This is a genomic window from Pantoea sp. X85 (assembly GCF_029623675.1).
Classification (GTDB): domain Bacteria; phylum Pseudomonadota; class Gammaproteobacteria; order Enterobacterales; family Enterobacteriaceae; genus Pantoea; species Pantoea leporis.
The window spans coordinates 3,808,965-3,834,735 of the sequence record NZ_CP121108.1; the positions used below are offsets into that span (position 1 = coordinate 3,808,965).

Annotated in this window: 28 protein-coding genes; 10 read left to right on the forward strand and 18 right to left on the reverse strand. The window is 56.0% G+C overall.

The annotated features are described in order from the left end of the window. Positions 1–172: 172 nt before the first annotated feature. Positions 173–805 (forward strand): cAMP-activated global transcriptional regulator CRP, encoded by a 633-nt coding sequence (gene crp / locus P6287_RS17765; RefSeq protein ID WP_003852956.1) that lies wholly within the window; start codon positions 173–175, stop codon positions 803–805. A gap of 58 nt (positions 806–863) precedes the next feature. Beyond that, positions 864–2,942: a YccS/YhfK family putative transporter gene (locus P6287_RS17770; RefSeq protein ID WP_217549931.1), complete on the forward strand. Its 2,079-nt coding sequence runs from the start codon at positions 864–866 to the stop codon at positions 2,940–2,942. On the opposite strand, the gene P6287_RS17775 is transcribed toward P6287_RS17770, so the two are convergent. Together P6287_RS17775 and P6287_RS17780 are read right to left on the reverse strand one after the other, a co-directional pair. After that, positions 2,939–4,159: an aspartate aminotransferase family protein gene (locus tag P6287_RS17775; RefSeq protein ID WP_277974169.1), complete on the reverse strand. Its 1,221-nt coding sequence runs from the start codon at positions 4,157–4,159 to the stop codon at positions 2,939–2,941. The two genes, P6287_RS17770 and P6287_RS17775, sit on opposite strands and share 4 nt — an antisense overlap. Positions 4,160–4,246: 87 nt before the next feature. Continuing rightward, entirely contained in the window at positions 4,247–4,822 is a 576-nt protein-coding gene (locus tag P6287_RS17780) for an aminodeoxychorismate synthase component II (RefSeq protein WP_137386648.1), read from the reverse strand. Between the two features lie 148 nt (positions 4,823–4,970). Between P6287_RS17780 and P6287_RS17785 the strand changes: the two genes are divergently transcribed. Together P6287_RS17785 and P6287_RS17790 are read left to right on the forward strand one after the other, a co-directional pair. Next, positions 4,971–5,342 carry a type II toxin-antitoxin system RelE/ParE family toxin gene (locus P6287_RS17785; RefSeq protein ID WP_192236992.1) on the forward strand — a complete coding sequence of 124 codons (372 nt, stop codon included), beginning with the start codon at positions 4,971–4,973 and terminating at the stop codon, positions 5,340–5,342. Further along, positions 5,326–5,649, forward strand: coding sequence for a DNA-binding transcriptional regulator (locus tag P6287_RS17790; protein ID WP_192236991.1), 324 nt, complete (start codon positions 5,326–5,328; stop codon positions 5,647–5,649). The genes P6287_RS17785 and P6287_RS17790 overlap by 17 nt, the downstream gene beginning before the upstream one ends. Here P6287_RS17790 and P6287_RS17795 read toward each other — a convergent pair. From P6287_RS17795 to ppiA, 3 genes are all read right to left on the reverse strand, one after another. Then, on the reverse strand, positions 5,641–6,243 hold the full coding sequence (locus P6287_RS17795) for a putative adenosine monophosphate-protein transferase Fic (RefSeq protein WP_192236990.1): 603 nt from the start codon (positions 6,241–6,243) through the stop codon (positions 5,641–5,643). The two genes, P6287_RS17790 and P6287_RS17795, sit on opposite strands and share 9 nt — an antisense overlap. Continuing rightward, the gene (locus tag P6287_RS17800; protein WP_277974170.1) at positions 6,233–6,403 is read right to left on the reverse strand and encodes a YhfG family protein; all 171 of its coding nucleotides are present in this window, start codon (positions 6,401–6,403) and stop codon (positions 6,233–6,235) included. The genes P6287_RS17795 and P6287_RS17800 overlap by 11 nt, the downstream gene beginning before the upstream one ends. A gap of 98 nt (positions 6,404–6,501) precedes the next feature. Beyond that, positions 6,502–7,074: a peptidylprolyl isomerase A gene (gene ppiA / locus P6287_RS17805; RefSeq protein WP_277974171.1), complete on the reverse strand. Its 573-nt coding sequence runs from the start codon at positions 7,072–7,074 to the stop codon at positions 6,502–6,504. A gap of 262 nt (positions 7,075–7,336) precedes the next feature. Between ppiA and tsgA the strand changes: the two genes are divergently transcribed. Next, positions 7,337–8,515: an MFS transporter TsgA gene (gene tsgA / locus P6287_RS17810; RefSeq protein WP_008101801.1), complete on the forward strand. Its 1,179-nt coding sequence runs from the start codon at positions 7,337–7,339 to the stop codon at positions 8,513–8,515. Between the two features lie 33 nt (positions 8,516–8,548). Here the strand turns inward: tsgA and P6287_RS17815 are convergent, their stop codons facing one another. Continuing rightward, positions 8,549–9,832 carry a cytosine deaminase gene (locus tag P6287_RS17815; RefSeq protein ID WP_277974172.1) on the reverse strand — a complete coding sequence of 428 codons (1,284 nt, stop codon included), beginning with the start codon at positions 9,830–9,832 and terminating at the stop codon, positions 8,549–8,551. A gap of 286 nt (positions 9,833–10,118) precedes the next feature. Between P6287_RS17815 and nirB the strand changes: the two genes are divergently transcribed. The 5 genes from nirB to P6287_RS17840 all read left to right on the forward strand — a co-directional run bounded on the left by nirB (position 10,119) and on the right by P6287_RS17840 (position 15,732). Beyond that, entirely contained in the window at positions 10,119–12,659 is a 2,541-nt protein-coding gene (nirB, locus tag P6287_RS17820; RefSeq protein WP_277974173.1) for a nitrite reductase large subunit NirB, read from the forward strand. Further along, the gene (nirD, locus tag P6287_RS17825) at positions 12,656–12,982 is read left to right on the forward strand and encodes a nitrite reductase small subunit NirD (protein ID WP_110867613.1); all 327 of its coding nucleotides are present in this window, start codon (positions 12,656–12,658) and stop codon (positions 12,980–12,982) included. Before nirB ends, nirD begins: the two co-directional genes overlap by 4 nt. 30 nt (positions 12,983–13,012) lie before the next feature. Then, entirely contained in the window at positions 13,013–13,801 is a 789-nt protein-coding gene (nirC, locus tag P6287_RS17830; RefSeq protein WP_277974174.1) for a nitrite transporter NirC, read from the forward strand. Positions 13,802–13,845: 44 nt separating this feature from the next. Continuing rightward, positions 13,846–15,210, forward strand: coding sequence for a siroheme synthase CysG (gene cysG / locus P6287_RS17835; RefSeq protein ID WP_277974175.1), 1,365 nt, complete (start codon positions 13,846–13,848; stop codon positions 15,208–15,210). 75 nt (positions 15,211–15,285) lie between these two features. After that, positions 15,286–15,732 carry a hypothetical protein gene (locus P6287_RS17840; RefSeq protein WP_277974176.1) on the forward strand — a complete coding sequence of 149 codons (447 nt, stop codon included), beginning with the start codon at positions 15,286–15,288 and terminating at the stop codon, positions 15,730–15,732. Between the two features lie 49 nt (positions 15,733–15,781). On the opposite strand, the gene trpS is transcribed toward P6287_RS17840, so the two are convergent. The 12 genes from trpS to pilM all read right to left on the reverse strand — a co-directional run bounded on the left by trpS (position 15,782) and on the right by pilM (position 25,764). Beyond that, positions 15,782–16,786 (reverse strand): tryptophan--tRNA ligase, encoded by a 1,005-nt coding sequence (gene trpS, locus P6287_RS17845; protein WP_101762662.1) that lies wholly within the window; start codon positions 16,784–16,786, stop codon positions 15,782–15,784. Positions 16,787–16,801: 15 nt separating this feature from the next. After that, entirely contained in the window at positions 16,802–17,479 is a 678-nt protein-coding gene (locus P6287_RS17850; protein WP_101762663.1) for a phosphoglycolate phosphatase, read from the reverse strand. After that, positions 17,463–18,146, reverse strand: a complete 684-nt coding sequence (gene rpe / locus P6287_RS17855; protein WP_008107883.1) for a ribulose-phosphate 3-epimerase — start codon at positions 18,144–18,146, stop codon at positions 17,463–17,465. Before rpe ends, P6287_RS17850 begins: the two co-directional genes overlap by 17 nt. 65 nt (positions 18,147–18,211) lie before the next feature. Then, positions 18,212–19,024, reverse strand: coding sequence for an adenine-specific DNA-methyltransferase (dam, locus tag P6287_RS17860; RefSeq protein ID WP_101762665.1), 813 nt, complete (start codon positions 19,022–19,024; stop codon positions 18,212–18,214). A 97-nt stretch (positions 19,025–19,121) separates the two neighbouring features. Further along, positions 19,122–20,159 carry an SPOR domain-containing protein gene (locus P6287_RS17865; protein ID WP_192236982.1) on the reverse strand — a complete coding sequence of 346 codons (1,038 nt, stop codon included), beginning with the start codon at positions 20,157–20,159 and terminating at the stop codon, positions 19,122–19,124. A 64-nt stretch (positions 20,160–20,223) separates the two neighbouring features. Next, complete coding sequence (gene aroB / locus P6287_RS17870; protein WP_192236981.1) at positions 20,224–21,312, reverse strand: 3-dehydroquinate synthase; 1,089 nt, start codon at positions 21,310–21,312, stop codon at positions 20,224–20,226. Between the two features lie 39 nt (positions 21,313–21,351). Beyond that, a complete protein-coding gene (aroK, locus tag P6287_RS17875) occupies positions 21,352–21,873 on the reverse strand; it encodes a shikimate kinase AroK (protein ID WP_008107887.1) in 522 nt (173 codons plus the stop codon). 481 nt (positions 21,874–22,354) lie between these two features. Beyond that, positions 22,355–23,614, reverse strand: coding sequence for a DNA uptake porin HofQ (hofQ, locus tag P6287_RS17880; RefSeq protein ID WP_277974177.1), 1,260 nt, complete (start codon positions 23,612–23,614; stop codon positions 22,355–22,357). Further along, a complete protein-coding gene (locus P6287_RS17885; protein WP_277974178.1) occupies positions 23,559–23,936 on the reverse strand; it encodes a HofP DNA utilization family protein in 378 nt (125 codons plus the stop codon). Before P6287_RS17885 ends, hofQ begins: the two co-directional genes overlap by 56 nt. Beyond that, the gene (locus P6287_RS17890; RefSeq protein WP_101762670.1) at positions 23,926–24,420 is read right to left on the reverse strand and encodes a hypothetical protein; all 495 of its coding nucleotides are present in this window, start codon (positions 24,418–24,420) and stop codon (positions 23,926–23,928) included. The genes P6287_RS17885 and P6287_RS17890 overlap by 11 nt, the downstream gene beginning before the upstream one ends. Then, the gene (locus tag P6287_RS17895; RefSeq protein ID WP_277974179.1) at positions 24,413–24,955 is read right to left on the reverse strand and encodes a PilN domain-containing protein; all 543 of its coding nucleotides are present in this window, start codon (positions 24,953–24,955) and stop codon (positions 24,413–24,415) included. The genes P6287_RS17890 and P6287_RS17895 overlap by 8 nt, the downstream gene beginning before the upstream one ends. Beyond that, complete coding sequence (gene pilM / locus P6287_RS17900) at positions 24,955–25,764, reverse strand: pilus assembly protein PilM (protein WP_277974180.1); 810 nt, start codon at positions 25,762–25,764, stop codon at positions 24,955–24,957. Before pilM ends, P6287_RS17895 begins: the two co-directional genes overlap by 1 nt. Between the last annotated feature and the right edge of the window lie 7 nt (positions 25,765–25,771).

Consider the following 25,771-nt stretch of genomic DNA (forward strand, 5'->3'; position numbering starts at 1 on the left):
GCTGAAAATATTTTCGTCATCACAGACGAAGGCCGGAAGAATCAAAAGCGTAGCTTAAGAGTCCACCCGGAATAATTTTTCCTTTACTGGAAACGCTCGACGATTAAACCGCCTGACAGGGAAAAAATGCCCCCTGTGTTTTGGGCACGATTACAACAGAGGATAATAGCGAATGGTTCTCGGCAAACCGCAAACAGACCCTACACTCGAATGGTTCCTGTCCCATTGCCATATTCACAAATATCCATCCAAAAGCACGCTCATCCATCAGGGTGAGAAAGCGGAAACGCTGTACTACATCGTAAAAGGTTCCGTAGCGGTACTGATTAAAGATGAAGAAGGCAAAGAGATGATTCTCTCCTACCTCAATCAGGGGGATTTCATCGGCGAACTCGGTCTTTTCGAAGAAGGCCAGGAACGCAGTGCTTGGGTGCGTGCGAAGTCTGCCTGCGAAGTGGCTGAAATTTCATACAAAAAATTCCGTCAGCTGATTCAGGTAAACCCGGATATTTTAATGCGACTTTCGTCGCAAATGGCGCGTCGTCTGCAAGTGACATCTGAGAAAGTGGGCAACCTTGCCTTCCTCGATGTCACCGGACGTATTGCGCAAACGCTGCTAAATCTGGCCAAACAGCCAGATGCGATGACTCACCCAGACGGGATGCAAATCAAAATCACCCGTCAGGAGATTGGTCAGATCGTGGGCTGCTCACGCGAAACCGTGGGTCGTATCCTGAAAATGCTGGAAGATCAGAACCTGATCTCCGCACACGGTAAAACCATCGTCGTTTACGGCACCCGCTAATTTCTTCTCACCCACGGCGTGATGGCAACATCGCGCCGTTTCTATTTGCGATGAGCTGATGTGGCGCCGAATCATCTATCATCCCGAAGTTAACTATGCGCTGCGGCAAACGCTGGTGCTGTGCCTGCCTGTGGCTCTCGGTTGGCTGTTTGGCGATCTGCAAAAAGGTCTGCTGTTCTCGTTAGTGCCGGCCTGCTGCAACATGGCGGGACTGGATACGCCGCACAAACGCTTCTTCAAACGCCTGATTGTGGGTGGTTCGCTGTTTGCCACCGGCAGTTTCCTGATGCAAATCCTCACCGCTTACCAGATTCCGCTGCCACTGATTTTGCTGGCGCTGCCGCTGCTGATTGGCGTAACCGGCGAAATCGGCCCGCTGCACGCGCGCCTGCTGCCCGCCACACTCATCGCCGCCATCTTTACGCTCAGCTTAGTGGGACGCATGCCGATGTGGGTGCCGCCGCTGCTCTACATTGGCGGCACGCTGTGGTACGGCTTGTTCAACTGGTTCTGGTTCTGGCTGTGGAAAGAGCAGCCGATGCGCGAATCGCTCAGCCTGCTGTTCCGCGAGCTGGCGGATTACTGCGATGCCAAATACACCTTACTGACGCAGCTGACCGATCCGGAGAAAGCGCTGCCGCCGCTGCTGGCGCGCCAGCAAAAGGCGGTCGATCTCATCACCACCTGCTATCAGCAAATGCATATGCTGTCGGCGAGCCGCGATAACAGCCACAAACGCCTGACGCGCGCTTTTCAGGTTGCGCTGGATTTACAGGAACACATCTCCGTGAGTTTGCATCAGCCCGAAGAGGTGCAGAAGCTGGTTGAGGAGAGCCACGCCGAAGCGGTGATTCGCTGGAACGCCAAAATTATTTCGGCGCGGCTGCGCGTGCTGGCGGATGCGATTCTCTACCATCAGCTGCCGGATCGTTTTCACATGGAGAAACAGCTCGGCGCTCTGGAGAAAATTGCACGCCAGCATCCGGATAATCCGGTCGGCAACTTCTGCCTGTATCACTTCAGTCGCATCGCCCGCGTATTGCGTACGCAGAAGCCGCTCTACACGCGTGACCTGATGGCCGATCGCCAGCGCCGTTTGCCGCTGTTGCCGGCGCTGCGCAGTTATCTGTCATTCAAATCCACCGCGTTACGCACCGCAGCCCGCTTCGCTGTGATGCTGATGTTTGGCAGCTCGCTGGCGCTGTTCTTTAACATCCCCAAACCTTACTGGATTCTGATGACCATCATGTTCGTCAGCCAGAACGGTTACAACGCCACGCGCGTGCGTATTCAGCACCGTGCGCTGGGCACTTTCGCCGGATTGCTGATCGCCGCCGCGTCGCTGCAGCTGGCGGTGCCGGAATCGATCACGCTGCTGTTTATGCTGGGGATTACGCTGGCGAGCTATCTGATCACGCGGAAATATTATGGCTGGTCGATGATTGGCTTTACCGTCACGGCGGTGTATTCGCTGCAATTGCTGTCGCTGAACGGCGCGCAGTTTCTGCTGCCGCGCATGATGGATACCTTGATGGGCTGTTTAATTGCCTTCGCCGGGATGATTTGGCTGTGGCCGCAGTGGCAAAGCGGGCTGCTGCGCAAGAACGCGCACGATGCGCTGGAAGCCTATCAGGAGGCGCTGCAACTGCTGCTGGGGCCGGAACAGTCGCCCGATAAACTGGCTTATCAGCGCATAAAGGTTAATCAGGCGCACAACGCGCTGTTCAACTCATTGAACCAGGCATCGAGCGAGCCGGGCTTTAACCTGCAATATCTGAAAGATATGCGCATGTGGGTTACGCACAGTCAGTTCATCGTCGAGCATATTAATGCCATGACGATTCTGGCGCGCGAGCACACCATGCTGACATCGAAGCTGGCAGAACGTTATCTGCAATCCTGTGAAATCGCGCTGCAGCGTTGTCAGCAGCGGCTGGCGTATGACGGTCCGGGCAACGACAGCAATATTCTGGAAGCGCCGGAAAATCTTAATGAAGGGCCGGTGACGATTGTCGAACAGCATGTGAAGCGGATATTGCAGCACCTCAGCGTAATGCACACCATCTCTTCGCTGGCGTGGAGCCAGCGACCGCATCATGGCCGCTGGCTCAAAGTGTTACGTCCGAAAGCGGATTAAGCGGTCAGCACCTTTTCAATCGCGCTGGCGAAACGCGTCATGCCTTCGGCGATATCGGTTGGTTCAATCACCAGCGACGGCACAAAACGGATCACGTCAGTACCGGCGGTGAGAATCATCAGCCCTTCCGCGGCGGAAGCGTTGAGGATGTCACGCGCTTTGCTGGCGAACTGCGGCCTCAGCGCGGCACCAATCAACAGACCTTTGCCGCGAATCTCGCTGAAGATAGCGAATTTGCTTTCGATGGCTTGCAGCGCTTCAACAAACTGCTGACGACGCGCTTCAACGCCTTCCAGCACTTTTGGCGTGTTGATGATGTCCAGCGCGGTTTCAGCAATGGCACACGCCAGCGGATTGCCGCCGTAAGTGGTGCCGTGCACGCCCGGCGCCATTACTGAGGCGATTTCGTTGGTGGTCAACATCGCACTCACCGGGAAACCGCCGCCCAGCGCTTTGGCGGTGGTGAGGATATCGGGCCTGATACCGTAATGTTCGTACGCAAAGAGTTTGCCGCTGCGTCCCATGCCGCTCTGCACTTCATCCAGCACCAGCAGCGCATGATGTTCATCACAGAGGGCGCGCAGGCCTTGCATAAATTCTGGCGTAGCTGGCATCACGCCGCCTTCGCCCTGAATCGGCTCGACCACGATGGCGCAGGTATGGTCGTCAATCACCGCTTTCACCGCATCGAGATCGTTGAACGGCACATGCACGATATCCGCCGGTTTTGGACCGAAGCCATCAGAATATTTCGGCTGGCCACCCACCGACACGGTGAACAGCGTGCGACCGTGGAAGGCGTTATGGAAGGCGATGATTTTACTTTTGAACGGGCTGTGTTTTTTGCAGGCGTAATAACGCGCCAGCTTGAATGCCGCTTCATTGGCTTCCGCGCCGGAATTACCGAAAAACACCCGATCGGCAAAGGTCGCGGCAATCAGTTTACTCGCCAGACGCAGCGCCGGTTCGTTGGTGAACACGTTGCTGGTGTGCCACAGCGTTTCGCCCTGGGTTTTCAGCGTTTCCACCAGCGCCGGATGACAATGGCCCAATGCAGTCACCGCGATACCGCCAGAGAAATCGATATACTCTTTGCCCTGCTGATCCCACACTCGGCTGCCTTTGCCTTTTACCGGCACAAACTGCGCAGGTGCATAAACAGGCAAAATTACGTTATCGAACGTTTCCCGGGTTACCGCTAGTTTTTCCGCTGCCATTGACGACCTCATCGGGTTATTTCTTGAGCTGATGTGAAATTATAATCACAAAATATGCATAAAAAGTCACACGAAGGCAAACATAAGTTACGCGTTGAGGAAATTAGCCAGCAGCTGATGCCCTTGCTCACTGAGGATGCTTTCCGGATGGAACTGCACGCCTTCCAGCGGCAAGCTGCGATGGCGGAAGCCCATGATCTCATCCGGCTGGCCGTCGCGCAGGCTCCACGCGGTGACTTCAAACTCAGCGGGCAGCGTATCGCGCGCCACAATCAATGAGTGATAGCGGGTCACGGTAAGCGGATTATTCAGATCACGAAACACACCTTGGTTGGTGTGCTGAATCAGCGAGGTTTTGCCGTGCATCACCTGCCGCGCGCGTACCACCTGCGCGCCATAGGCTTGCGCAATCGCCTGATGTCCAAGGCAAACGCCGAGGATCGGCAAGCGCCCGGCAAAATGGCGAATAGCCGCGAGCGAGATGCCAGATTGATCCGGCGTACATGGGCCCGGCGAAATCACCAGATGCGTCAGCGGCAGCGCTGCCATCTCATCCAGCGTAATGGCGTCGTTGCGCACCACACGCACATCCGCGCCCAGCTCGCAGAAGTATTGGTAGAGATTCCAGGTGAAGGAGTCGTAGTTATCGATTAGCAGCAGCATAGTAGGTCGTAGCAGTGTGTCATTGCGGCAACTGGCGCAAGAAAGGTCGCAAAAAAGCCATGTTAACACCTTCAATCTTAATACCCGCTAGCTGACGAAAAAGATTCTGATTACTCTCGCACCCAGTGCTATATTTTGGAGAGTGACTATGTCAGCTACAACGCGAGTATTCAAAACCAAATGGTTCAGTAAGCAAGCCCGTCGGCATCTTATTGGCGATAAAGAACTTTGTCGGGCAATTACAGCAGTAAAACTGGGTTATGCCGATGATTTGGGTGGTGGCGTATTTAAAAAGCGTCTGCAGCAAAATCGCGATCGCGCCATCATTCTGGCCAAAGGGGGTAAAAACTGGATTTATACCTTTTTATTTGCCAAACAGGATCAGAGTAACCTGAGTGAAAGCGAACTTGAGGGCTTTCGTGAGCTGGCAAAACAATACTCGCTGATTTCAAATGAGGCTCTGAATCGGCTGCTCGCCGTTCGGGAGTTAGTGGAGATGTGTCATGACCATAACGCGTAAATTTAAAAGTCCGGCTTTTGCAGCCATTCACAGCGCGGCATCCGGATTGTTTGAAGTAGATGCCATCAGCAAACAGAGCATGCGTGATTTTGATGAACGTTGCCTGAGCGATGTCGCCGCGCTCGATGCGCAGGCGATTAAGAACTTGCGCGAGAATTTGAATGTTAGTCAGCCGGTTTTTGCCCGCTATCTCAACACCAGTGTGTCAACCGTGCAGAAATGGGAAACCGGGGCTAAACGCCCCGGCGGAATATCTCTTAAGCTGTTGTCCGTGGTGCAAAAACACGGGCTTGAAGTGTTACTGTAAAACCTTCGCCGGGCTTACCACTTTCGCAAACTGCGCGGTAAGCGGTGCCAGATCGCCGGCGACGCCCGCCGAGATCGCAGCGCGCCACGCATCGCGTTCGAGTGTTTCCCACGAAAGCTGATACCCGGCATGCAGTGCCAACTGCTCGAAGAAGATGCGCTGCGCGCGGCCATTGCCGGCGCGGAACGGATGCAGCACGAAGATCTCACAATAGTAATGTGCGATACGCGCCACGAACGCTTCCTGCTCAAGGTCAGCCAGGCCGCGCTCTTCCTCCAGCGCCTGCATCAGCGTGTTGCCCTCCTTCTCGATGTATTCGCAATGACAATACGGCGTTTCATCGCGCCAGATATCGATGGTGCGCAATTCTCCCGCCCAGCTGTAGAGATCCTGAAACAGCGTGCGATGAATATGGCAAAGACGTGGCAAACCGATGCTGCGCTGGCCAAGTTCTAACGTCGCCAGGCGCGCGGTGCTGAAAGCCAGTTCCGCTTTGCGCAGCTGGGCTTCATCGTGAATATCGAGGCGATTCTTCAACACATTGTCGTTATGCCACAAATAGGGATCGCGTACCGCTAAGCTGTTATCCACCATATTGCCTCCTCAGCGACTCGAGTCGCTCCTCAGCATGTTCGGCATCAATAAGAGCTTCGCTATAGGTATATCCGGCCAGTCGACTGCTGGCCTGGTAGCTCGCAGCACGGCGCTGCTGCCACAAAGTGGCTTTCTGTTTCTCAGTGAGTTTGCTAGTCATAGCGCCTCCGGCAAGCAATGAGCCCTAAGTATAAGCAGCAATTTTTTGCTTTGCCGGAGAGCCAATGATGCGCCATGCGAAAATGGCGCGTTTCAGAATTAAGGCAGGACTTTGGCGGAGAGGATAACAATCGGTTTTGACGGCACATTTTGGTACGGTCCCACATCTTTGGTAGGGACCTGCGCAATCTTGTCGATCACATCCTGGCCTTTCACAACTTTACCAAATACCGCATAGCCAAAATCACGCTGACCGTGATCGAGGAACGCATTATCGGCTACGTTGAGGAAAAACTGGCTGGTGGCGCTGTCTTTATCTGCGGTACGCGCCATCGAAATGGTGCCGCGCAGATTACGCAAGCCGTTGTCGGCTTCGTTATTGATCGGCGCTACCGTTTGCTTCTGCTGCATGTCGGTAGTGAAACCGCCGCCCTGAATCATAAAGCCAGGAATAACGCGGTGGAAAATGGTGTTGTTGTAGAAACCATTGTTGACGTAATCAACGAAGTTTTTCACCGAAACCGGGGCTTTCTGGTTGTTCAGTTCGAGTTCAATATTGCCCGCAGAGGTGGTGAGCAGCACATGAGGATCGCCTTTTGCGGCGAGCGCGGCAGACGATACGGAAGAGAGCGCTAACAGGGCAACCGCCGCTGTCAAAGTACGTTTAAGCATGAAAGATTCCTTACCATGGAGAGCTAGCTCAAAAACGAGATTGATTGTAAAGAGCATGTGATCCAAGAGCCAGCGTTTTACCGATATTTACGTGGATGTTGCTATTGTCATACTTTTGCCGCCACGCAATCATTTGCGTGATGAAAATCACACTCTCAATGAAATATTTCCGCCTTGTTACACTCGTTGTTTATTAAGATCACAGCAACACTTACAATTCATGACACTTTTTGCCACCTTCGGCGCTTAACAGGTTCAGAACATGACAAACCGTAATCGCATTGGCCTTACCTGGATTAGCTATTTCTCCTATGCGCTCACTGGCGCACTGGTGATCGTTACCGGTATGGTGCTGGACAATATCGCGCAGTATTTCCAGCGCCCTATTTCAGAAATGAGCAACACCTTCACATTCCTCAATGCGGGCATTTTGGTGTCGGTGTTCCTGAACGCCTGGCTGATGGTGATTGTGCCGTTGAAGCGCCAGCTGATCTTTGGCTTTGTGCTGATGATCCTCGCCGTTGCCGGTCTGATGACCAGCCACGATCTCACCGTCTTCTCGCTGTGCATGTTTATCCTCGGCGTCGTCAGCGGCATCACGATGTCGATCGGTACCTTCCTGATCACCCATCTGTACGATGGCCGTCAGCGCGGCGCACGTCTGCTGTTTACCGATTCGTTCTTCAGCATGGCGGGCACCATCTTTCCGATCATCGCCGGTATCTTACTGGCGCGCGCGCTGCCGTGGTATTGGGTTTACGCCTGCATCGGCATCATTTATGTCGCGATCTTTGTGCTGACGCTGTTCATTGAGTTCCCGGTGCTGAAAAGCGAAGCCGCTAAGCCAGGCGTTGAGAAAGAGAAATGGGGCATCGGCGTGCTGTTCCTGTCGATTGCAGCACTCTGCTATATCCTCGGCCAGCTCGGCTTCATCTCGTGGGTGCCGGAATACGCCACCAAATCGATGGGCATGGATATCGCCGCTGCCGGTCAGCTGGTGGGTAACTTCTGGACCGCGTACATGGTCGGCATGTGGGTGTTCAGCTTCGTGCTGCGCTTCTTCGATCTGCAGCGCATCCTGATGGTGCTGGCGGCGCTGGCCACCGGTTTGATGTACTGGTTCGTCACTTCTAAAGACGCCAGCATGCTGCACTGGATCATCATGACGCTGGGCTTCAGCTCAAGCGCGATTTACACCACCATCATCACGCTGGGATCGCTGCAAACCAAGGTCTCTTCACCGAAGCTGGTGAACTTCATCCTGACCTGCGGCACCGTCGGCACCATGTTGACCTTCGTGGTAACCGGCCCAATCGTGGCGCAAGGTGGCGCACATGCTGCGCTCTCAACCGCTAACGGTTTGTACGCCGTGGTGTTTGTGATGTGTGTTCTGCTCGGCTTTGTAACCAAACATCGTCAGCACGGTCACGTCACCCACTAAGTCTGACGGGCGGACCGCAGTCCGCCCTGCTCTTCAGCGTTTGAAGGTTACCGCTTCTTTTCCCGCTAAATAGATCTCGCTGCTGGCGGGCTGCGTCGCAGCGACCAATACACCTTTACGCACTGAATAACGCACCGGCACCTGACGCCGCACCGCATCAAATCCACTCTCCGCCGGCAGGATAATCAGACTGGCATCATTACCTGCTTCAATACCGTAATTCGTCAGCTGCAGGGTTTTGGCGCTGTTGGCGGTAATCAGCTGCAATCCATTATCAATCTGCTCGTAACCCATCAGCTGACAGACATGCAATCCCATGTGCAGCACCTGCAGCATGCTAGCAGTGCCGAGCGGATACCAGGGATCGAACACATCATCGTGGCCAAAGCAGACGTTGATATTTGCTTCCATAAGCTCTTTCACCCGCGTGATGCCGCGACGTTTCGGATAGCTATCAAAGCGCCCTTGCAGATGGATATTCACCAGCGGATTGGCGACAAAGTTGATATTTGAGAGCTTAAGCAGACGGAACAGCCGCGACGTGTAGGCATTGTTGTAGGAGTGCATCGCCGTGGTGTGGCTGGCGGTGACGCGCTCGCCGTTGCCATCGCGGTGTGCCAGCGCCGCCACGGTTTCGACAAAGCGCGACTGCTCATCGTCGATCTCGTCGCAGTGCACATCCACCAGCCGATCGTAGCGATTAGCCAGCGCAAAGGTTTTATGCAGCGACTCCACGCCGTATTCGCGGGTGAATTCGTAGTGCGGAATCGCACCTACCACATCCGCGCCCATGCGTAGCGCCTCTTCCAGCAACGCTTCGCCGTTGGGATAAGAGAGAATGCCTTCCTGCGGAAACGCCACAATCTGGATGTCGATCCACGGCGCCATTTCCGCTTTCACCTCCAGCATCGCTGTTAACGCGGTCAGCGTGGGATCGGAAACATCGACGTGAGTCCGCACATGCTGAATCCCGTTGGCGATTTGCCACTTCAGGGTTTGCTGCGCGCGCTGTTTCACGTCGTCATGGCTCAGTAGCGCTTTGCGCTCCGCCCAGCGCTCGATGCCTTCAAACAGCGTGCCGGATTGGTTCCAGGCGGGTTCGCCAGCGGTTTGCGTGGTATCGAGGTGAATATGCGGCTCGATAAACGGCGCGCTCGCCAGTCCGCCCTCCGCATCCAGCGCGTCAGGCTGGGCTGCGGTTTGCGGCGGCTGTGGGCGAATTTGCGCAATCTTGCCGTTGGCGATTTCGATCTGCCACAAGCCTTGCTGGCCCGCTAAGCGCAGGTTGTTGATCCACTTCAGTGACGGGTTGGCCATGCCGTACTCCTGTAAAACACAAAACCTAAAGCTAGCATGAAAACCCCTGTCACCGCGGGCACATTCCGTAGCGGTGCAATTTATTGCGCGATGAATCGTGCCGCTACGGAATGTACGGCGAAGAAATGATTAGGTAATTATCAACCAAATAAGCCACTTAACTAATTCGTTCAAAATCAGTTACATAACTCGAAATAGGTATATAAGGGTGCGCTTGATGTATATCAATAAGCTCCAAAAGCGCCGCGCTAAGGTAGGCACAGATACCGCAATTTTTGAGGCAAGCATGAGCAAGCACAGTGTCGTTATTATTGGCAACGGCATGGTCGGCCACCGCTTTATAGAAGAACTTATCGACAAAGATGAATCTAATCAGTTTGCGATAACCGTTTTCTGTGAAGAACCTCGCGTCGCCTATGACCGCGTCCACCTTTCCGCCTATTTTTCCCATCACACCGCCGAAGAACTTTCACTGGTTCGCGAAGGGTATTACGAAAAGCATCAGGTAAAGCTGCTGCTCGGCGAACGCGCCATCACCATTAACCGCGATGAAAAACTGATTCACTCGAATAGCGGTCGCGCGGTGCATTACGACACGCTGATTTTCGCCACCGGCTCTTATCCGTGGATTCCACCGATTACCGGCGCGGAAGGCAGTGATTGCTATGTCTATCGCACCATTGAAGATCTCAACGCCATTGAAGCCTGTTCACGCCGCAGCAAACGCGGCGCGGTAATTGGCGGCGGCCTGTTGGGACTGGAAGCGGCAGGCGCGCTGAAAAACCTCGGCGTCGAAACCCACGTCATTGAGTTCGCGCCGGTGCTGATGGCGGAACAGCTCGATCCGCAAGGCGGCGAGCAGCTGCGTCGTAAGATCGAGCAGATGGGCGTATGCGTTCACACCGGCAAAAACACCCAGCAGATCGTCCATCACGCGCAAGGCGGTAAAACGCTGGAGTTTGCTGACGGCAGCGCGCTGGATGTCGATTTCATCGTCTTCTCCACCGGCATTCGCCCGCAAGACAAGCTGGCCAAACAGTGCGGCCTGCAGCTGGGCGCGCGCGGCGGTATCGCCATTGACGATCATTGCCAGACCAGCGATGCGGATATCTTCGCCATTGGTGAGTGTGCCGCCTGGCAGAACCGTATTTATGGCTTAGTCGCGCCGGGCTACAAAATGGCGCAGGTCGCCAGCGATCGGCTGGTTGGCCGCGACAACGCGTTTGCCGGAGCAGATATGAGCGCCAAGCTGAAACTGCTGGGCGTTGATGTCGGTGGCATTGGTGATGCGCATGGCCGCACGCCGGGCGCGCGCAGCTTCGTGTGGCTTGATGAGCAGAAAAATATCTATAAGCGCCTGATCGTCAGCGAAGATAACCGCACGCTGCTGGGCGCGGTGCTGGTCGGTGACACCAGCGATTACGGCAATCTGCTGCAGCTGGCGCTGAATAACATCGCGCTACCGGAAAATCCGGCGTTGCTGATCCTGCCTGCGGGCAGCGGCGAGAAACCGGTAATGGGCGCTGATGCACTGCCGGACAGCGCGCAAATCTGCTCCTGCTTCGACGTCAGCAAAGGCGATATCGTCAAAGCGGTGCAAGGCGGTTGCCACACCGTCGCAGCGCTGAAAACCGAAACCCGCGCCGGCACCGGCTGCGGCGGCTGTATTCCGTTGATTACTCAGGTGCTGAACGTTGAATTGAGCCGTCAGGGCATCGAAGTGAACAATCATTTGTGCGCGCACTTCCCCTATTCGCGTCAGGAGCTGTATCACCTGATTCGCGTGGAAGAGATCACATCGTTCGACGCGCTGCTGGCGAAATATGGTCAGGGCTACGGCTGCGAGGTGTGTAAACCGACGGTTGGTTCACTGCTGGCTTCCTGCTGGAACGAATATGTGTTGAAGCCACAGCTCGCACCGCTGCAGGACAGCAACGATCTGTTCCTCGGCAATATTCAGAAAGACGGTACTTACTCGGTGATCCCGCGCTCGGCCGGAGGCGAAATCACGCCGGAAGGATTGATGGCGATTGGCGCCGTGGCGCGCCAGTACAATCTCTACACCAAAATCACTGGCTCGCAGCGTATTGGCCTGTTTGGCGCACAGCGCGACGATCTGCCGGCGATCTGGACGCAGCTGATTGCTGCCGGTTTTGAAACCGGACAAGCGTATGCCAAAGCGCTGCGCATGGCGAAAACCTGCGTCGGCAGCGTCTGGTGCCGCTTTGGCGTAGGCGATAGCCTCGGCTTCGGCATTGAGCTGGAGCATCGCTACAAAGGCATTCGTACCCCGCACAAGATGAAGTTTGGCGTCTCCGGCTGCACGCGCGAATGCGCCGAAGCGCAGGGCAAAGACGTGGGTATCATCGCCACCGAGAAAGGCTGGAACCTGTATGTGTGCGGCAATGGCGGCATGAAGCCACGTCACGCCGATTTGCTGGCTGCCGATCTTGATCGCGATACGCTGCTGCACTATCTCGACCGCTTCATGATGTTCTACATCCGCACCGGCGATCGCCTGCAGCGCACCTCGCTGTGGCTGGAAAGCATGGAAGGCGGCATTGACTATCTACGCAGCGTGATTATTGATGACAAACTCGGTCTGAATACGCAGCTTGAAACGGAGCTGGCGCGTCTGCGCGCGGCAGTGGAATGTGAATGGACCGCGACGCTGCAGGATCCGCAGCAGCAGCGTCACTTCCGCACTTTCATCAACAGCGATCGCCGCGATCCGCTGGTACAGCACATCAACCAACGCGATCAGCATCGTCCGGCGCAACCCGCCGAGCGCATTGCGGTCACTCTGATTGAGGAGATCGACGCATGAGCCAGTGGCATTCGGTGTGTGAACTCAGCCAAATTCTGCCTGCGACCGGCGTATGTGCGCTGATCAAAGGCCAGCAGATTGCCCTCTTCCGTCCGCACGACGATGAGCAACTCTACGCCTTGAGCAATATCGATCCTTTCGCCCAGGCCAGCGTGTTGTCACGCGGTCTGATTGCGGAGCACCAGCAGGCGCTGTGGGTGGCGAGTCCACTGAAGAAACAGCGCTTCCGCCTGAGCGATGGCCTTTGCCTGGAAGACGAAGCGTGCTCGGTGGCGAGCTATCCGGTGCGCGTTCGCGATGGCAAGGTCGAGATCTGCGCCTGACAGCATTCCTTCACTTTATGAGACGTCACTATGTTTACTGACACCCTGAATAAATGCGCCGCCAACGCGGCGCGCATTGTGCGTACGGCGCAGCACAGCCCGCTGGCCTTCTGGATCAGCTCGGCGATGGCGGGCGCTTACGTTGGCCTGGCGATTATCCTGATCTTCACGCTCGGCAATCTGGTCGATCCGGCTTATCGTCCGCTGCTGATGGGCGCGACTTTCGGTATCGCTTTAACGCTGGTGATCATCGCTGGTTCCGAGTTGTTCACCGGCCACACCATGTTCCTGACCATCGGCGTCAAAGCCGGCAGCATCAAGCAAGGCCAGATGTGGTGCGTGCTGCCGCAAACCTGGCTGGGTAATCTTGTCGGTTCAGTATTCGTCGCGCTGATTTATTACTATGCGGCGGGACCGCTGCTGCCAAATGCCGGATCGCTGCTGCACAGCGCGGCGCTGGCAAAAACCACGCAGCCAGCCATGCCGCTGTTCTTTAAAGGCGCGCTCTGTAACTGGCTGGTCTGCCTGGCGATTTGGATGGCGGTGCGTACCGAAGGCACGGCGAAGTTCATCGCCATCTGGTGGTGTTTGCTGGCGTTCATCGCTTCCGGCTACGAACACTCGATTGCCAACATGACGGTCTTTGCGCTGTCGTGGTTTGGTCAGCATAATGCCGACTTCACGCTAAGCGGCATCGGCCACAACCTGCTGTGGGTGACGCTGGGCAATATGTTCTCCGGCATGGTGCTGATGGGCCTCGGTTACTGGTACGCCACACCGCAGGCCGAAGCGCAAGCCGCGCCGCTCAAAACCGCCTAACACTTTTTCAGCCCGCCTTGCGCGGGCTTTTTTCAGGATGAGCTATGGACTACTTTCCGCTGTTTTGCCGCCTGCAAGGCAAGCGCTGTTTGCTGGTGGGCGGTGGCGATGTAGCAGAACGCAAAGCGCGTTTACTGCTGGACGCCGGTGCCAATTTGCAGGTTGGCGCGCTGGATTTCTCTCCCGCTTTTCAGCAGTGGGCACAACAGGGAAAGTTGACCTTACTCCCCGGCGCGTTTGACGAGCGCTGGCTCGCGGATTGTTGGCTGGTGATTGCCGCCACCGATGATGATGCGGTGAATCAGCAGGTTGGCGATGCGGCTGAGCGGCGGCGCATCTTTTGCAATCTGGTGGATGCGCCGCAGGAAGCCAGCGCGATTATGCCGTCGATTGTTGATCGTTCGCCGCTGATGATCGCCGTGTCGTCTGGCGGTCGCGCGCCGGTGCTGGCGCGTTTGCTGCGTGAAAAACTTGAAGCGATGCTGCCACAACATCTCGGTGAATTAGCGTCACTGGCCGGATCGTTGCGCAATCGCGTGAAGCGCACCTTTTACAGCATGGCGCAGCGGCGCGCTTTCTGGGAGCGCTTCTTCGTGAACGATCGTCTGGCGCAAACCCTGGCGAATGACGATCGGACACGCGCCGAGCACATCGTCGAGACTTTGTTCGATGCGCCGCTATCGCAGCAAGGCGAAGTGGTGCTGGTAGGCGCCGGGCCGGGCGATGCGGGGCTGCTGACGTTGAAAGGTTTGCAGCACATCCAGCAGGCCGATGTGGTGGTGTATGACCGCCTGGTCTCGGCGCCGATTCTTAATCTGGTCCGCCGCGATGCGGAGCGCATCTTTGTCGGCAAACAAGCCGGCAATCACTGCGTACCGCAATCGCAGATCAACCAGGTTTTACTTGAGCAGGCGCAGAGCGGCAAGCGGGTGGTGCGACTAAAAGGTGGCGATCCCTTTATCTTCGGCCGCGGCGGTGAAGAGCTGGAACTGCTGGCGCAGCACAACATCCCGTTTAGCGTGGTACCGGGCATCACCGCCGCCTCGGGCTGTTCTGCTTACAGCGGTATTCCGCTGACGCATCGCGACCACGCGCAGAGCGTGCGTTTCGTCACCGGCCATTTGCAGCAGCATGGTGAAATTGAGTGGCGCAAGCTGGCGGCTGAACAGCAAACGCTGGTGTTCTATATGGGGCTGGCGCAGGCGCCGGAAATTCAGCAGCAGCTGTTGCAACACGGCATGGATGCTGCGATGCCGGTGGCGATCGTGCAGAACGGCACCACGCCGCAGCAGCGCGTTGAGACCGCAACGCTGGCGGAACTGGCCACGCTGGCGCAGCAGTTTGCCAGTCCGGCTCTGATTATTGTTGGTCGCGTGGTGGAACTGCGTTCTCAGTTACGCTGGTTTTGAAACGGCAAAAAACTGTACAGCGCTGCGCTTTGTCGCCAGACTATGGGCCATCTTTCTCGTCAATAAGGAGTTTCCATGCGCGTTGCTTCACGGGTTTGCGCGTTGTTATTGCCGTTAAGCGCGGTTGCTACCGCCGCACCGGTTACCTGGTCGAACGTGGTGGGTGAATGGCAGGTGGTGGCAGTAACGCCTAAGAAGGAAGTCGGTCAGCTGTATATCAAGAATGATCCGCAGTTTATGGGCGCGCGCGTGGCATTTAAGCCGAATGCGATCACCTGGACGCGCGGCACTGCTGAGCGCAGCATCAATCCTTCCGTCGATAACTGCAACGCTAAGCCGCGCCTGAGCGCCGCGAATGGCGCGAGCCAGGATCGTGATTTCAGCTTCCGCTACGGTTTCAATGTGAGTTGTGGCAACCAGGCGTGGGGACCTGCGCCGGGCGCGGTGATCAGCGTGCTGGCTGACGGTAACGCCCGCCTGTTCTGGGATGGCGCGGAACTGGCGTTACATCGCATCAAATAAAAAACGGCGGGTCAAATGACCCGCCGTTCTGTTCTATTCCGCACACCGCTTACGGCTGTGCGACAAAACCTACCGCTTCATACACTTTCTTCAGCGTTTCCTGCGCATGAGCGCGGGCTTTTGCTGCGCCATCGCGCATCACCTGATTCAGCAACTCTTCATCATTACGGAAACGATGATAGCGCTCCTGCAGCTCGGTCAGCATGCCGGAAACTGCTTCAGCCACTTCACCTTTCAGATGGCCGTACATTTTGCCTTCGAACTCTTGCTCCAGCTGCGCAATGGTTTTACCGGTCACGCCCGCAAGAATATCCAGCAGGTTTGATACACCGGCTTTCTCTTTGACGTCGTAGCGCACCACTGGCGGCTCGGCGGAGTCGGTCACCGCACGTTTGATCTTCTTCACCACCGCTTTGGTGTCTTCCAGCAGACCAATCACGTTGTTACGGTTGTCGTCTGACTTGGACATTTTTTTGGTCGGCTCAAGCAGCGACATCACGCGTGCACCCGATTTCGGAATGAACGGTTCAGGCACTTTGAACACATCGCCGTACAGCGCATTGAAACGCTGGGCGATATCGCGGCTCAGCTCCAGATGCTGCTTCTGATCTTCGCCAACCGGCACCTGATTGGTTTGATAGAGCAGGATATCGGCCGCCATCAGCACCGGATAATCAAACAGGCCTGCGGTGATGTTTTCCGAGTAGCGCGCGGATTTATCTTTGAACTGCGTCATGCGGCTCAGCTCGCCAAAATAGGCGTAGCAGTTCAGCACCCAGCTCAGCTGCGCATGCTCTGGCACATGCGACTGAACAAAGATGGTGCTTTTTGCCGGGTCGATGCCGCAGGCAAGATAGAGCGCTAAGGTATCCAGCGTGGCTTTACGCAGCGCGGTTGGATCCTGACGTACGGTGATGGCGTGCAGATCGACGATGCAGTAAATGCAGTGAAAATCATCCTGCATCTGCACCCACTGACGCAGCGCACCCATATAGTTGCCAATGGTCAGTTCACCGGAAGGCTGGGCGCCGCTGAAAACGATGGGTTTGCTCATGTTATGTCCTGATAATCACAGCCCGATAGCGGGCAAAAGTTCGTCAAAAGAGTCGAGAGTTAAATCGGGTTGGCTGGTAGCAATCGGCTCGCCGTAGTTGTAGCCGAATGTCATACCGATGTTCGGTACGCCTGCCGCCTGGGCCGCGAGAATATCATTGCGAGAATCGCCGACAAACAGCAATTGTCCCGGAAGCACGCCAAAATGGCCAAGGACGAGGAAAATGGCCGCTGGATGGGGCTTTTTCACAATTACGTCGTCACCGCCGATAATCTGCGTGAAGTACTCAGCAATCCCGAGCGACTTCAGCAGCGGCGCCACAAATGGCGTTGGCTTGTTGGTGACGATCGCCAATGGCAGGCCTTTCGCCTGCAAGGCCGCCAGCGTCTCTACTACCTGCGGGAACAGCGTACTGCCCGCTTCTACCGTTTGCGCGTAATACTTGTCAAACAGCGCACGCGCATCGCGTTGCTCTTCGGCATGCGGCTCGCGTCCCAGCGCCCAGGTCAGCGCGCGGGTCATCATCACGTCAGCGCCGTTACCAATCCAGGTAGAAGCCAATGCCAAACCCGGCGGCGGCAGCTGCAGATCGCTCAGCGCATGATCGATGGCTTGTGCCAGGCCCGGCGCGCTATCGACCAGCGTACCGTCGAGGTCAAACGCCAGCGCGCGGATATCAGTGAAATGAGCCATTAACTTTCTCCAGTTCGCCACGCATCTCATCGATCACTTTTTTGTAATCCGGATGACCGAAGATCGCGGAACCGGCAACAAACATATCGGCACCGGCGGCAGCAATCTGGCCGATGTTATCGATTTTCACGCCGCCATCCACTTCCAGACGAATGTTGTAGCCACTCTCATCAATCAGGCGACGCGCCTGACGCAGTTTGTCGAGCGTACCGGGAATGAAGGATTGACCGCCAAATCCTGGGTTCACCGACATCAGCAGAATGATGTCCAGCTTATCCATTACATAATCGAGGTAGTCGAGCGGCGTCGCAGGATTGAACACCAGACCGGCTTTGCAACCATGCTCTTTGATCAGCTGCAGCGTGCGATCAACATGCTCGCTGGCTTCTGGGTGGAAAGTGATGAAGGTGGCGCCCGCTTTAGCGAATTCCGGGATCAATGCATCCACAGGTTTAACCATCAGATGCACATCAATAGGTGCAGTGATGCCGTAATCGCGCAGCGCTTTAAGCACCATCGGCCCCATCGTCAGATTGGGAACGTAGTGGTTATCCATCACATCGAAATGGACCACATCACCACCTGCCGCCAGCGCTTTGGCCGTGTCTTCACCCAAACGCGCGAAGTCAGCAGCCAGAATTGATGGGGCCAGTAAAAATTGTTTCATCCGATTCTCCCAATTTTGTGCGCCAGCCTGAGCTGGCGTAATGCCTTGGTCGCGGACGAAACAGGCTAGCGGAAAAGCGCTAGCAGTTCGTCGACTTGCGTGCGACCACTTATGCTTCGGCTGATGGAACGCCGGGCTTTGACTATGTGTAAATCCGCATTCTGATACCACTCACGCGTGAGTACCGTATCGTGGTTAGAAATCAGTACCGGGATGCGATTTTGCTGCGAAAGCTTATTGGCTAACTCAGCCAGATGCTGCTGCTCGCGCAGACTAAAACTGTTGGTGTGGTAAGCGGTAAAATTCGCTGTCGCCGAAAGCGGGGCATACGGCGGATCGCAATAAACCACTGAGCCTTCAACGGCGTTGTTCAGAGTAACATCGTACGATTCACAGACAAAGGTCGCTTTTTGCGCCCGTTCGGCAAACCAGAGCAGCTCCGCTTCCGGGAAGTACGGCTTGCGATACCGGCCAAAAGGCACGTTAAACTCACCGCGCAAATTGTAGCGGCACAGACCGTTATAACCGTGGCGATTGAGATACAGAAACAGCACCGCGCGCTGATATTCATCTTTGCTCGCATTAAAGGCGATGCGCTGCGCGTAGTAGGTTTCTGCAGTGTTGCCTTCGGCGTTGAAAAGCTGTCGCGCGTCTTCAATGAAAGCCGCGGTACGCGTTTTGACGATGTTATACAGATTGATGAGATCACCGTTGATGTCCGCCAGGTGATAGCGGTCATAGTCGGTGTTGAGGAACACGGAACCGGCGCCGACAAAGGGTTCGATTAGACAATCACCTTGTGGCAAATGACGACGGATGTCATCGAGGAGCGGGTATTTCCCTCCGGCCCATTTCAGGAAAGCGCGATTTTTTTTCATGCTGTCGTGGTTATTACATCTTAATTATTGGCTGTGGTGGAACCGACAGCAGCTCTGCGCTTTAAACGGGGCCGCATTTTTGCGGCCCCACATCTCATTACTGGCTTTCTTTCTTCACCTGGCTAAGCGGTTTTACCCACGGATTGGCCGCACGCACTTCCGCTGGCAGCGATGCCACGGCGCGTTTCGCATCGGCTGGCGTGGCGTAAGCGCCGCTCACCAACACATACCAAGGTTCGCCGTTACGCGTGGTTTTATACACGTGATAACCACTCAGGTTCTGTTTTCTCGCCCAGGCGTTCAGGCTCTCTTCTTTCGACGCACCGCTCAACTGCAGCGTGTAGTTCCCGCCCGACGGCAACGATTTGCTGGCACCGCTCGCACTGGCAGGCGCGGGATTACGCGTCGCGGTGGTGCGGGTGTTGTTCTCTTTCACAGCTGCTGGTTTAGTGGCGGTCGGTGTTTTATGCGGCGTCGACGCGTGCGTCTCGCGTGTACCGTTGTTGCTGGTGCGCGCGGGGGTTTCTGAACGCATGGCTGGCGGCGTGATCGCTTTACCGTTGCCGCTGACTGTGGCTGGCGCGGTTGGCAGCGAGCTATTACCCTGCGCGCCTTGTGCTGCGGCATCGACAGAACCTTGCTGATTGTTCAGCGCACTATTGAGATCGCCCGGCAGCGTGACACGTTGTTGATTAGCTGGCGTATCCACAGGCGCAGCTTGCGTCGGCGTCGAGGAGACTGATGGCATCGAGATGGATTGACCATCGCTGCCCGCTGGTGCAGTTGTGCCCGCGGTGTTTTGCGCTACGCTGCCTTCAGCAGAAGGCGTGGCGTTTTGCTGGCCGCTCATGGACGTCGATCCCGAAAGGTCGATGTTCTTTTCGCTGCCACCAGCAGAAGGTGCCGCGCCATTATTTGCGGTATTGGTTGCAGGTTTCTTCTCGTCTGGGCCGGTTAATGCTGAACCAATCCCCAGCACCACCAACAGCAGAACCAAAATACCAATGCCCATCATCATATGTTGACGGGAAACCGGTACTTTCACTTTCGGCGCAGAAGACGATTTGCGTGGCCGCGTCGGACGGCGGTCACTGGCGTCAGGTTTTAACTCGTCTTCCGGTTTGAACTCATCCATTTCGCCTCCTCCGTAAAACGACGCGCTTCCCACACGCCGCATCACCACTCATCACTTCTAATAATCAGGGTTTCTGGCAATCGTTGATTGCTGCCAGCACCATATCATGAGCCACACCGCCACGCACTTCAGAGCGGCCAATAGCGAGAGGCAGCACCAGACGCAGCTCGCCCGCCAGCACTTTCTTATCGCGCATCATGTGTGGCAAATAATCTTCCGCCGCCATGCTCGCCGGGCCATGTACAGGCAAACCAGCACGCAGCAGCAGTGCGATAATGCGATCGGTTTCAACCGAGGTGAACTGCCCTAAACGTTCAGCGGTACGTGCGGCCATCACCATGCCAGCCGACACCGCTTCGCCGTGCAGCCAGTTGCCGTAGCCCATGTGCGCTTCAATCGCATGACCAAAAGTATGGCCCAGATTGAGCAGTGCACGTACGCCGGTTTCGCGCTCATCAGCCGCAACCACTTCTGCTTTTAGCTCGCAGCAGCGACGGATGCAGTAAGCCAGGGCTTTTTCATCCAGCGCCAGCAGAGCATCAAGATTTTGCTCTAGCCACTGGAAGAATTCGCCATCAAGGATAATGCCGTATTTGATCACTTCCGCCAGACCGGACGCTAGTTCGCGCGGTGGCAGAGTGGTCAGGCAATGGGTATCCACTACGACAGACGCGGGCTGATAAAACGCCCCAATCATGTTTTTGCCGAGTGGATGGTTTACCGCGGTTTTTCCACCGACGGAGGAGTCAACCTGAGACAACAACGTGGTCGGCACCTGAATAAAGCGCACGCCACGCTGATAGCTGGCTGCAGCAAATCCGGTTAAGTCACCAATCACGCCACCACCGAGTGCAATCAACGTGGTATCACGACCGTGCGGCTTTTTCAGCAGCGCGGTGAACACCTCGTCCATGACCGCCAGGGTTTTGTACTGCTCACCATCAGGCAAAATGACCTGATCTACCTTAATGCCGGCATTGCTGAGCAGCGCTGACAGGGGTTCAAGATAGATCGGCGCCAGGGTCTGGTTTGTCACCAGCATGGCATTGTCGCCTGCTTTGAGCGGCCAAAAAGAAGCCGGATCGTTAAACAGTCCGGCAGCGATGGTGATGGGGTAACTGCGATCCCCGAGTGAGACAGTGATCTTCTCCATGATGACCGATACCTATTGCTGAGCCCTCAGGGCGCTGGATTAGTTCTTTTCCAGCATGTTGATGATCTGATTGGCCACCACTTTTGCACTCTGATCGTCAGTGCGAATAGTGACATCAGCGATCTCTTCATAAAGCGGATTACGTTCACCAGCTAGCGCTTCCAGTACTTCGCGCGGCGGTGATTCAACCTGCAACAGCGGACGCTTTTTATCACGCTGGGTTCGTGCAAGTTGCTTTTCGATGGTGGTTTCAAGGTATACGACCACACCGCGGGCGGAGAGACGATTACGGGTCTCGCGGGATTTGACTGAGCCGCCACCGGTCGCGAGGACAATGCCTTGCTTCTCGGTCAGCTCATTAATGATCTTTTCTTCACGATCGCGGAAGCCTTCTTCGCCTTCCACATCAAATACCCAGCCTACATCCGCTCCGGTGCGTCGCTCAATTTCCTGATCGGAATCGAAAAATTCCATATTGAGTTGCTGAGCCAACTGACGACCAATAGTGCTTTTGCCGGCACCCATCGGCCCAACCAGAAAGATATTGCGTTTCTCTGCCATTTTATCGGTATTACTAAGAATTCGTTGATGATACCCCGCGTTCAGCATAGCTGGCGGGACAGGAACTGAGACCTCATGAGCGTTAACAAGAGTCAGACGGAAAATTATCTCAACACTCATGGCCGTTTGGCAACCGAATAAATTGCCCCCGGCGACCTCTTAACAGGACCGGTCTGTGGTTCGCGAGACGGTAACGCACCTCCGCTGATCCGCTATATTTCGTGCTACAGGCACGCTGGCCGGGGTCATCCACTGTCATCGCTTACCGATGTAAGCACAGTGCATTCACTCATTTAACGTCTTACTGGAGCTCGAATTATTTTGGCGATATTTCTTTTGACGTCAGTATCGCTTGTGACCAACGTCATTCGGAAGGTTATTCTGCCGCGTTCCGTTACACCGTTTTGAAAATCGCTAAACCTTGTAAGCTAATTCCAGCCCTGCGTCAACGCAGTTGGCCTCACAGAACGAATTTTCCGCTTTATCCGGCAGTAAGCGCTGCTTCCCTGACCAGTCTGGGAGTAATAAAGATCACCAGCTCCTTTTTCTTCTGCTCATCAGTTTGCTGACGGAACAAATTCCCTAATAAAGGCATATCGCCCAGCCAGGGCACGCGTTTTTCGCTCTGCGTACGCTGCTGCTGGAAAATGCCGCCCAGCGCTAAGGTTTCGCCATCGCGCAGCGTCACCTGAGTCTCGATCTCCTGCTTATCAATACTCAGCACCTGGTTGTCGCCAATGTTTACACTGCGCCCTGGCAAGTTCTGGCTCAGCCGCAGTTTGAGCTGGATGCGGCCATTTCCCAGCACCACCGGCGTCACTTCCATGCCTAAAACCGCTTCCTTAAATTCAATGGCGGTGGCACCGCTGTTGCCCGATTTCACCTCATAAGGGATTTCCGTGCCCTGTTTGATGCTGGCGGTTTGCTGATGCGAGGTAAACAAGCGCGGACTGGCGATGATTTCGATTTGGTTCTCCTGCTCCAGCGCACTCAGTTCCAGGTTGAGCAGTTCGCCGCTGACCTGGCCCAGCGTCACGCCCGCGCGAAACGCCGGATTACTCACCGCAAGAGGAATCTCGAGCAGCGGGTTGCGCAACGCCTGCGTTACCACTTCTGCCGGTGACGTGCCCCAGTTAACACCTAACTCGCGCAGATGCTCTTCATTGATGGTGACGATGTGTGCCGCGAGCTCAACCTGCTCGAGCGACAAATCCAGCGCTTTTAACCAGCGCTCGGTGTCACGCAATGCCTCAGCCGTATCGCGCAGCAGCAAACTGTTGGTGCGGCTATCGACCGTGACGCTACCGCGCGGCGTCATCAACGAGCGTTCGGCTTGCAGGCTGCGGTAAATATCGCTGGCGCTGGCGTAATGCAGCGTCACGGTTTGTTGTTCCAGCGGCGTTTGCTGCTTCTCCTCCTCACGCTCCACCTTTTCCTGTTGCGCCTGCTGCTGCTGCCAGCTTTCCGGATAGACCAGCAAAACGCCCTCTTCCTGCACCACGATGAGTTTTGCCAGCTGCGTCACCAGCGCGAGCGCGCGATCCCAGCCGACATTGTCTAAGCGCAGCGACAGCCGACCTTCAACGCCCGGCGCAATCAACAGGTTGGTCTGCTGATAATCTGCCAGCGCCTGCAAAATGCGTTCAACCGGCGCATCATCAAACGTCAGACTTAATCGGTCGTCGTTAGCGCGCAGCGGCATGCTCAGACACAACAGCATCAGTAACGTCATCCATTTCATAAAAACCTCCTTTTATTACCCATGTGATTTGCTGTGGCGTGCAGCTTTGTGCTGCGCTCAATACCAGCATGCGCGACGTAAGCTGCACGACTTGCCAGGGCGGCTGGGGAAAAGGCGCTTGATTATCCAGCCGATGGCTTTTGCCTTGAGGTGACACCAGCCACGCCACGTAGTGCGGCGCCGTGCCAATAATGCCCTGTAAGCGCCAGCCTTCTGGCGCAGCAACCTGCGTCTGACACAGCGTTGCTGCCAGCGGCTGGAAAGGATCGCGCGCCAGTGCCAGCGAGCTGCAGAGTAACAACAGCAAGGCGCTACTCCGCATCGTCACTCTCCAGCCACAGTTGCGTGTTCAATACGCCTTGCTCGGCTTGCAGCTGAAAGCGTTGTGGCACCGGTAATCGGGTGCTGGCTAGTTCACTAAACAGCGGCAGAAATTGCGGCCAGGCAAGCCTTAATTGCAGTTGCTGCGGCTGGCTATCCGGATGCCAGGCTTCCAGCTGATTGCCGCGCGCTGCCACGATTCGCTCCAGCGTTTGCTGAGTGCCGGTATCCTTCGTGGGTTGCTGCAGCAGGCTAATCTCGCTCTGCAACACATCAATCGCCGGAAGTGAAGCCAGCTGTTGCAACCGCTGTTGCTGCTGTTGACGCATCTGTTCCAGCTGCCGCGCTTGCGCTTCACGCATCTGCTGCTGCGGACGAAGCAGCACGATCCACGTCAGCGCAAACAGCCCCAGCGATAACGTCAAAAGTCCCAGCATGCGCAGCGGCAGCGTGAGCATCAGCCAGCGCTGCAGGAGTTCATTCATCGGCTACCTCCTGCACGCGCGCATGCAAAGCAAAACGATAGTCGCCGCCCGCTTCGCGCTTCACACCGCCCTGCTTTACGCTGCTGAACAGCGGCTGAGTCATGAGCTGATGACGAAAATCACTGACCGCCGCCATGCTCTGCGCCCGCCCTTCCAACACCAGTTGCCCTTGCCGACGTTCGAGGCGATTGAGCCACAAGGTGTCTGGCATTAACTCCGGCAGTTGCTGCCAAAAATGCTGCCAGCGCTGATGCTGATCTTGCCGTTGCAGCTGTGCCTGCTGAGCCTGAAGGAGTGATTCACGCAGCTTCAACAGCGATTGCTGCTGTTCCAGCTGTTGCTGCAGTGCGCTGAGGAGAGAGGTGATATCCATCAGCGCGTCCGTTTGTTGCTGCCGTGCAATGACGCCGCGCCACCACAGTAATGAGAGGATCAGCAAGGTGCAGACCAGCGTAAGCGACAGCAGCGAGAGGCTCTGCTGGCGCCGCCGCTGCGATTGCTGGATGCGCCAGGGAAGCAGGTTGACCGCCAGCATCAGACATCCTCCGGCCGCAGCGCCAGCCCAAGCGCGATGGCAAAAATACCTTCCTGTGCAGGCAACGGCGGTTGCAGATAGTGCAGCAGCGAAAACGGCTTGCAGCGTTTAACCTGCTCCTCAGGCAAAACCTGAGTTGAGGTGCAGAATACGCTTTCCATCTGCGGAAAGGTTTCGCGCAGCTGCGTAAGGGTGAGAGGTTCGGTGGCCGCGCCTGATGTAGTGCTTTCCCCCACCAGCGTCCATAGCCAATGATCGCTAAGCGGATGAATCAATAAGTGGTTGTGGCGTAACGGCAGGCGCATGGCGATCTGCGTCAGCGCCAGGCTACTCAGTTCGAATACGTCCGGTCGCAGACCTGCCTGCTTGAGCGGCGTCAGCCATTGCGTAATCACCTCGCGCCGTGCCGCGGTAACGTAAAGCGGTGCATCCTTGCCCGGTGAGCGATAATCCAGCGACAGCGAAGCGGGTTCGACGGGAAACAGACGCTGCGCAGAAGCCGCCACATAGCGCCCCAGCGCGGGTTCACGCAGCGAGGTTTCCGGCAGCGGCAAAGTGCGTTGCAATACCAACTGCGGCGGCAGGCCAACGCGCAGTGAATAGCGCTTCGGCAGATGGCGCTGCCAGCGCCCTAACATATCCAGTAACGCAGGCGTGGTTTGCAGCACGCCGTTTCTTAACGTATCTTGCGGCAGCGTTTGTTGCCACCAGTGTCGCAACTGCCAACCATGACGTCGGCGTTCGATGCCAAGGGCACACAGTTGTCCGTTTTGGATATCCAGTCCAATTTGCCAGCGCTGAAAAGCCATACGCGCG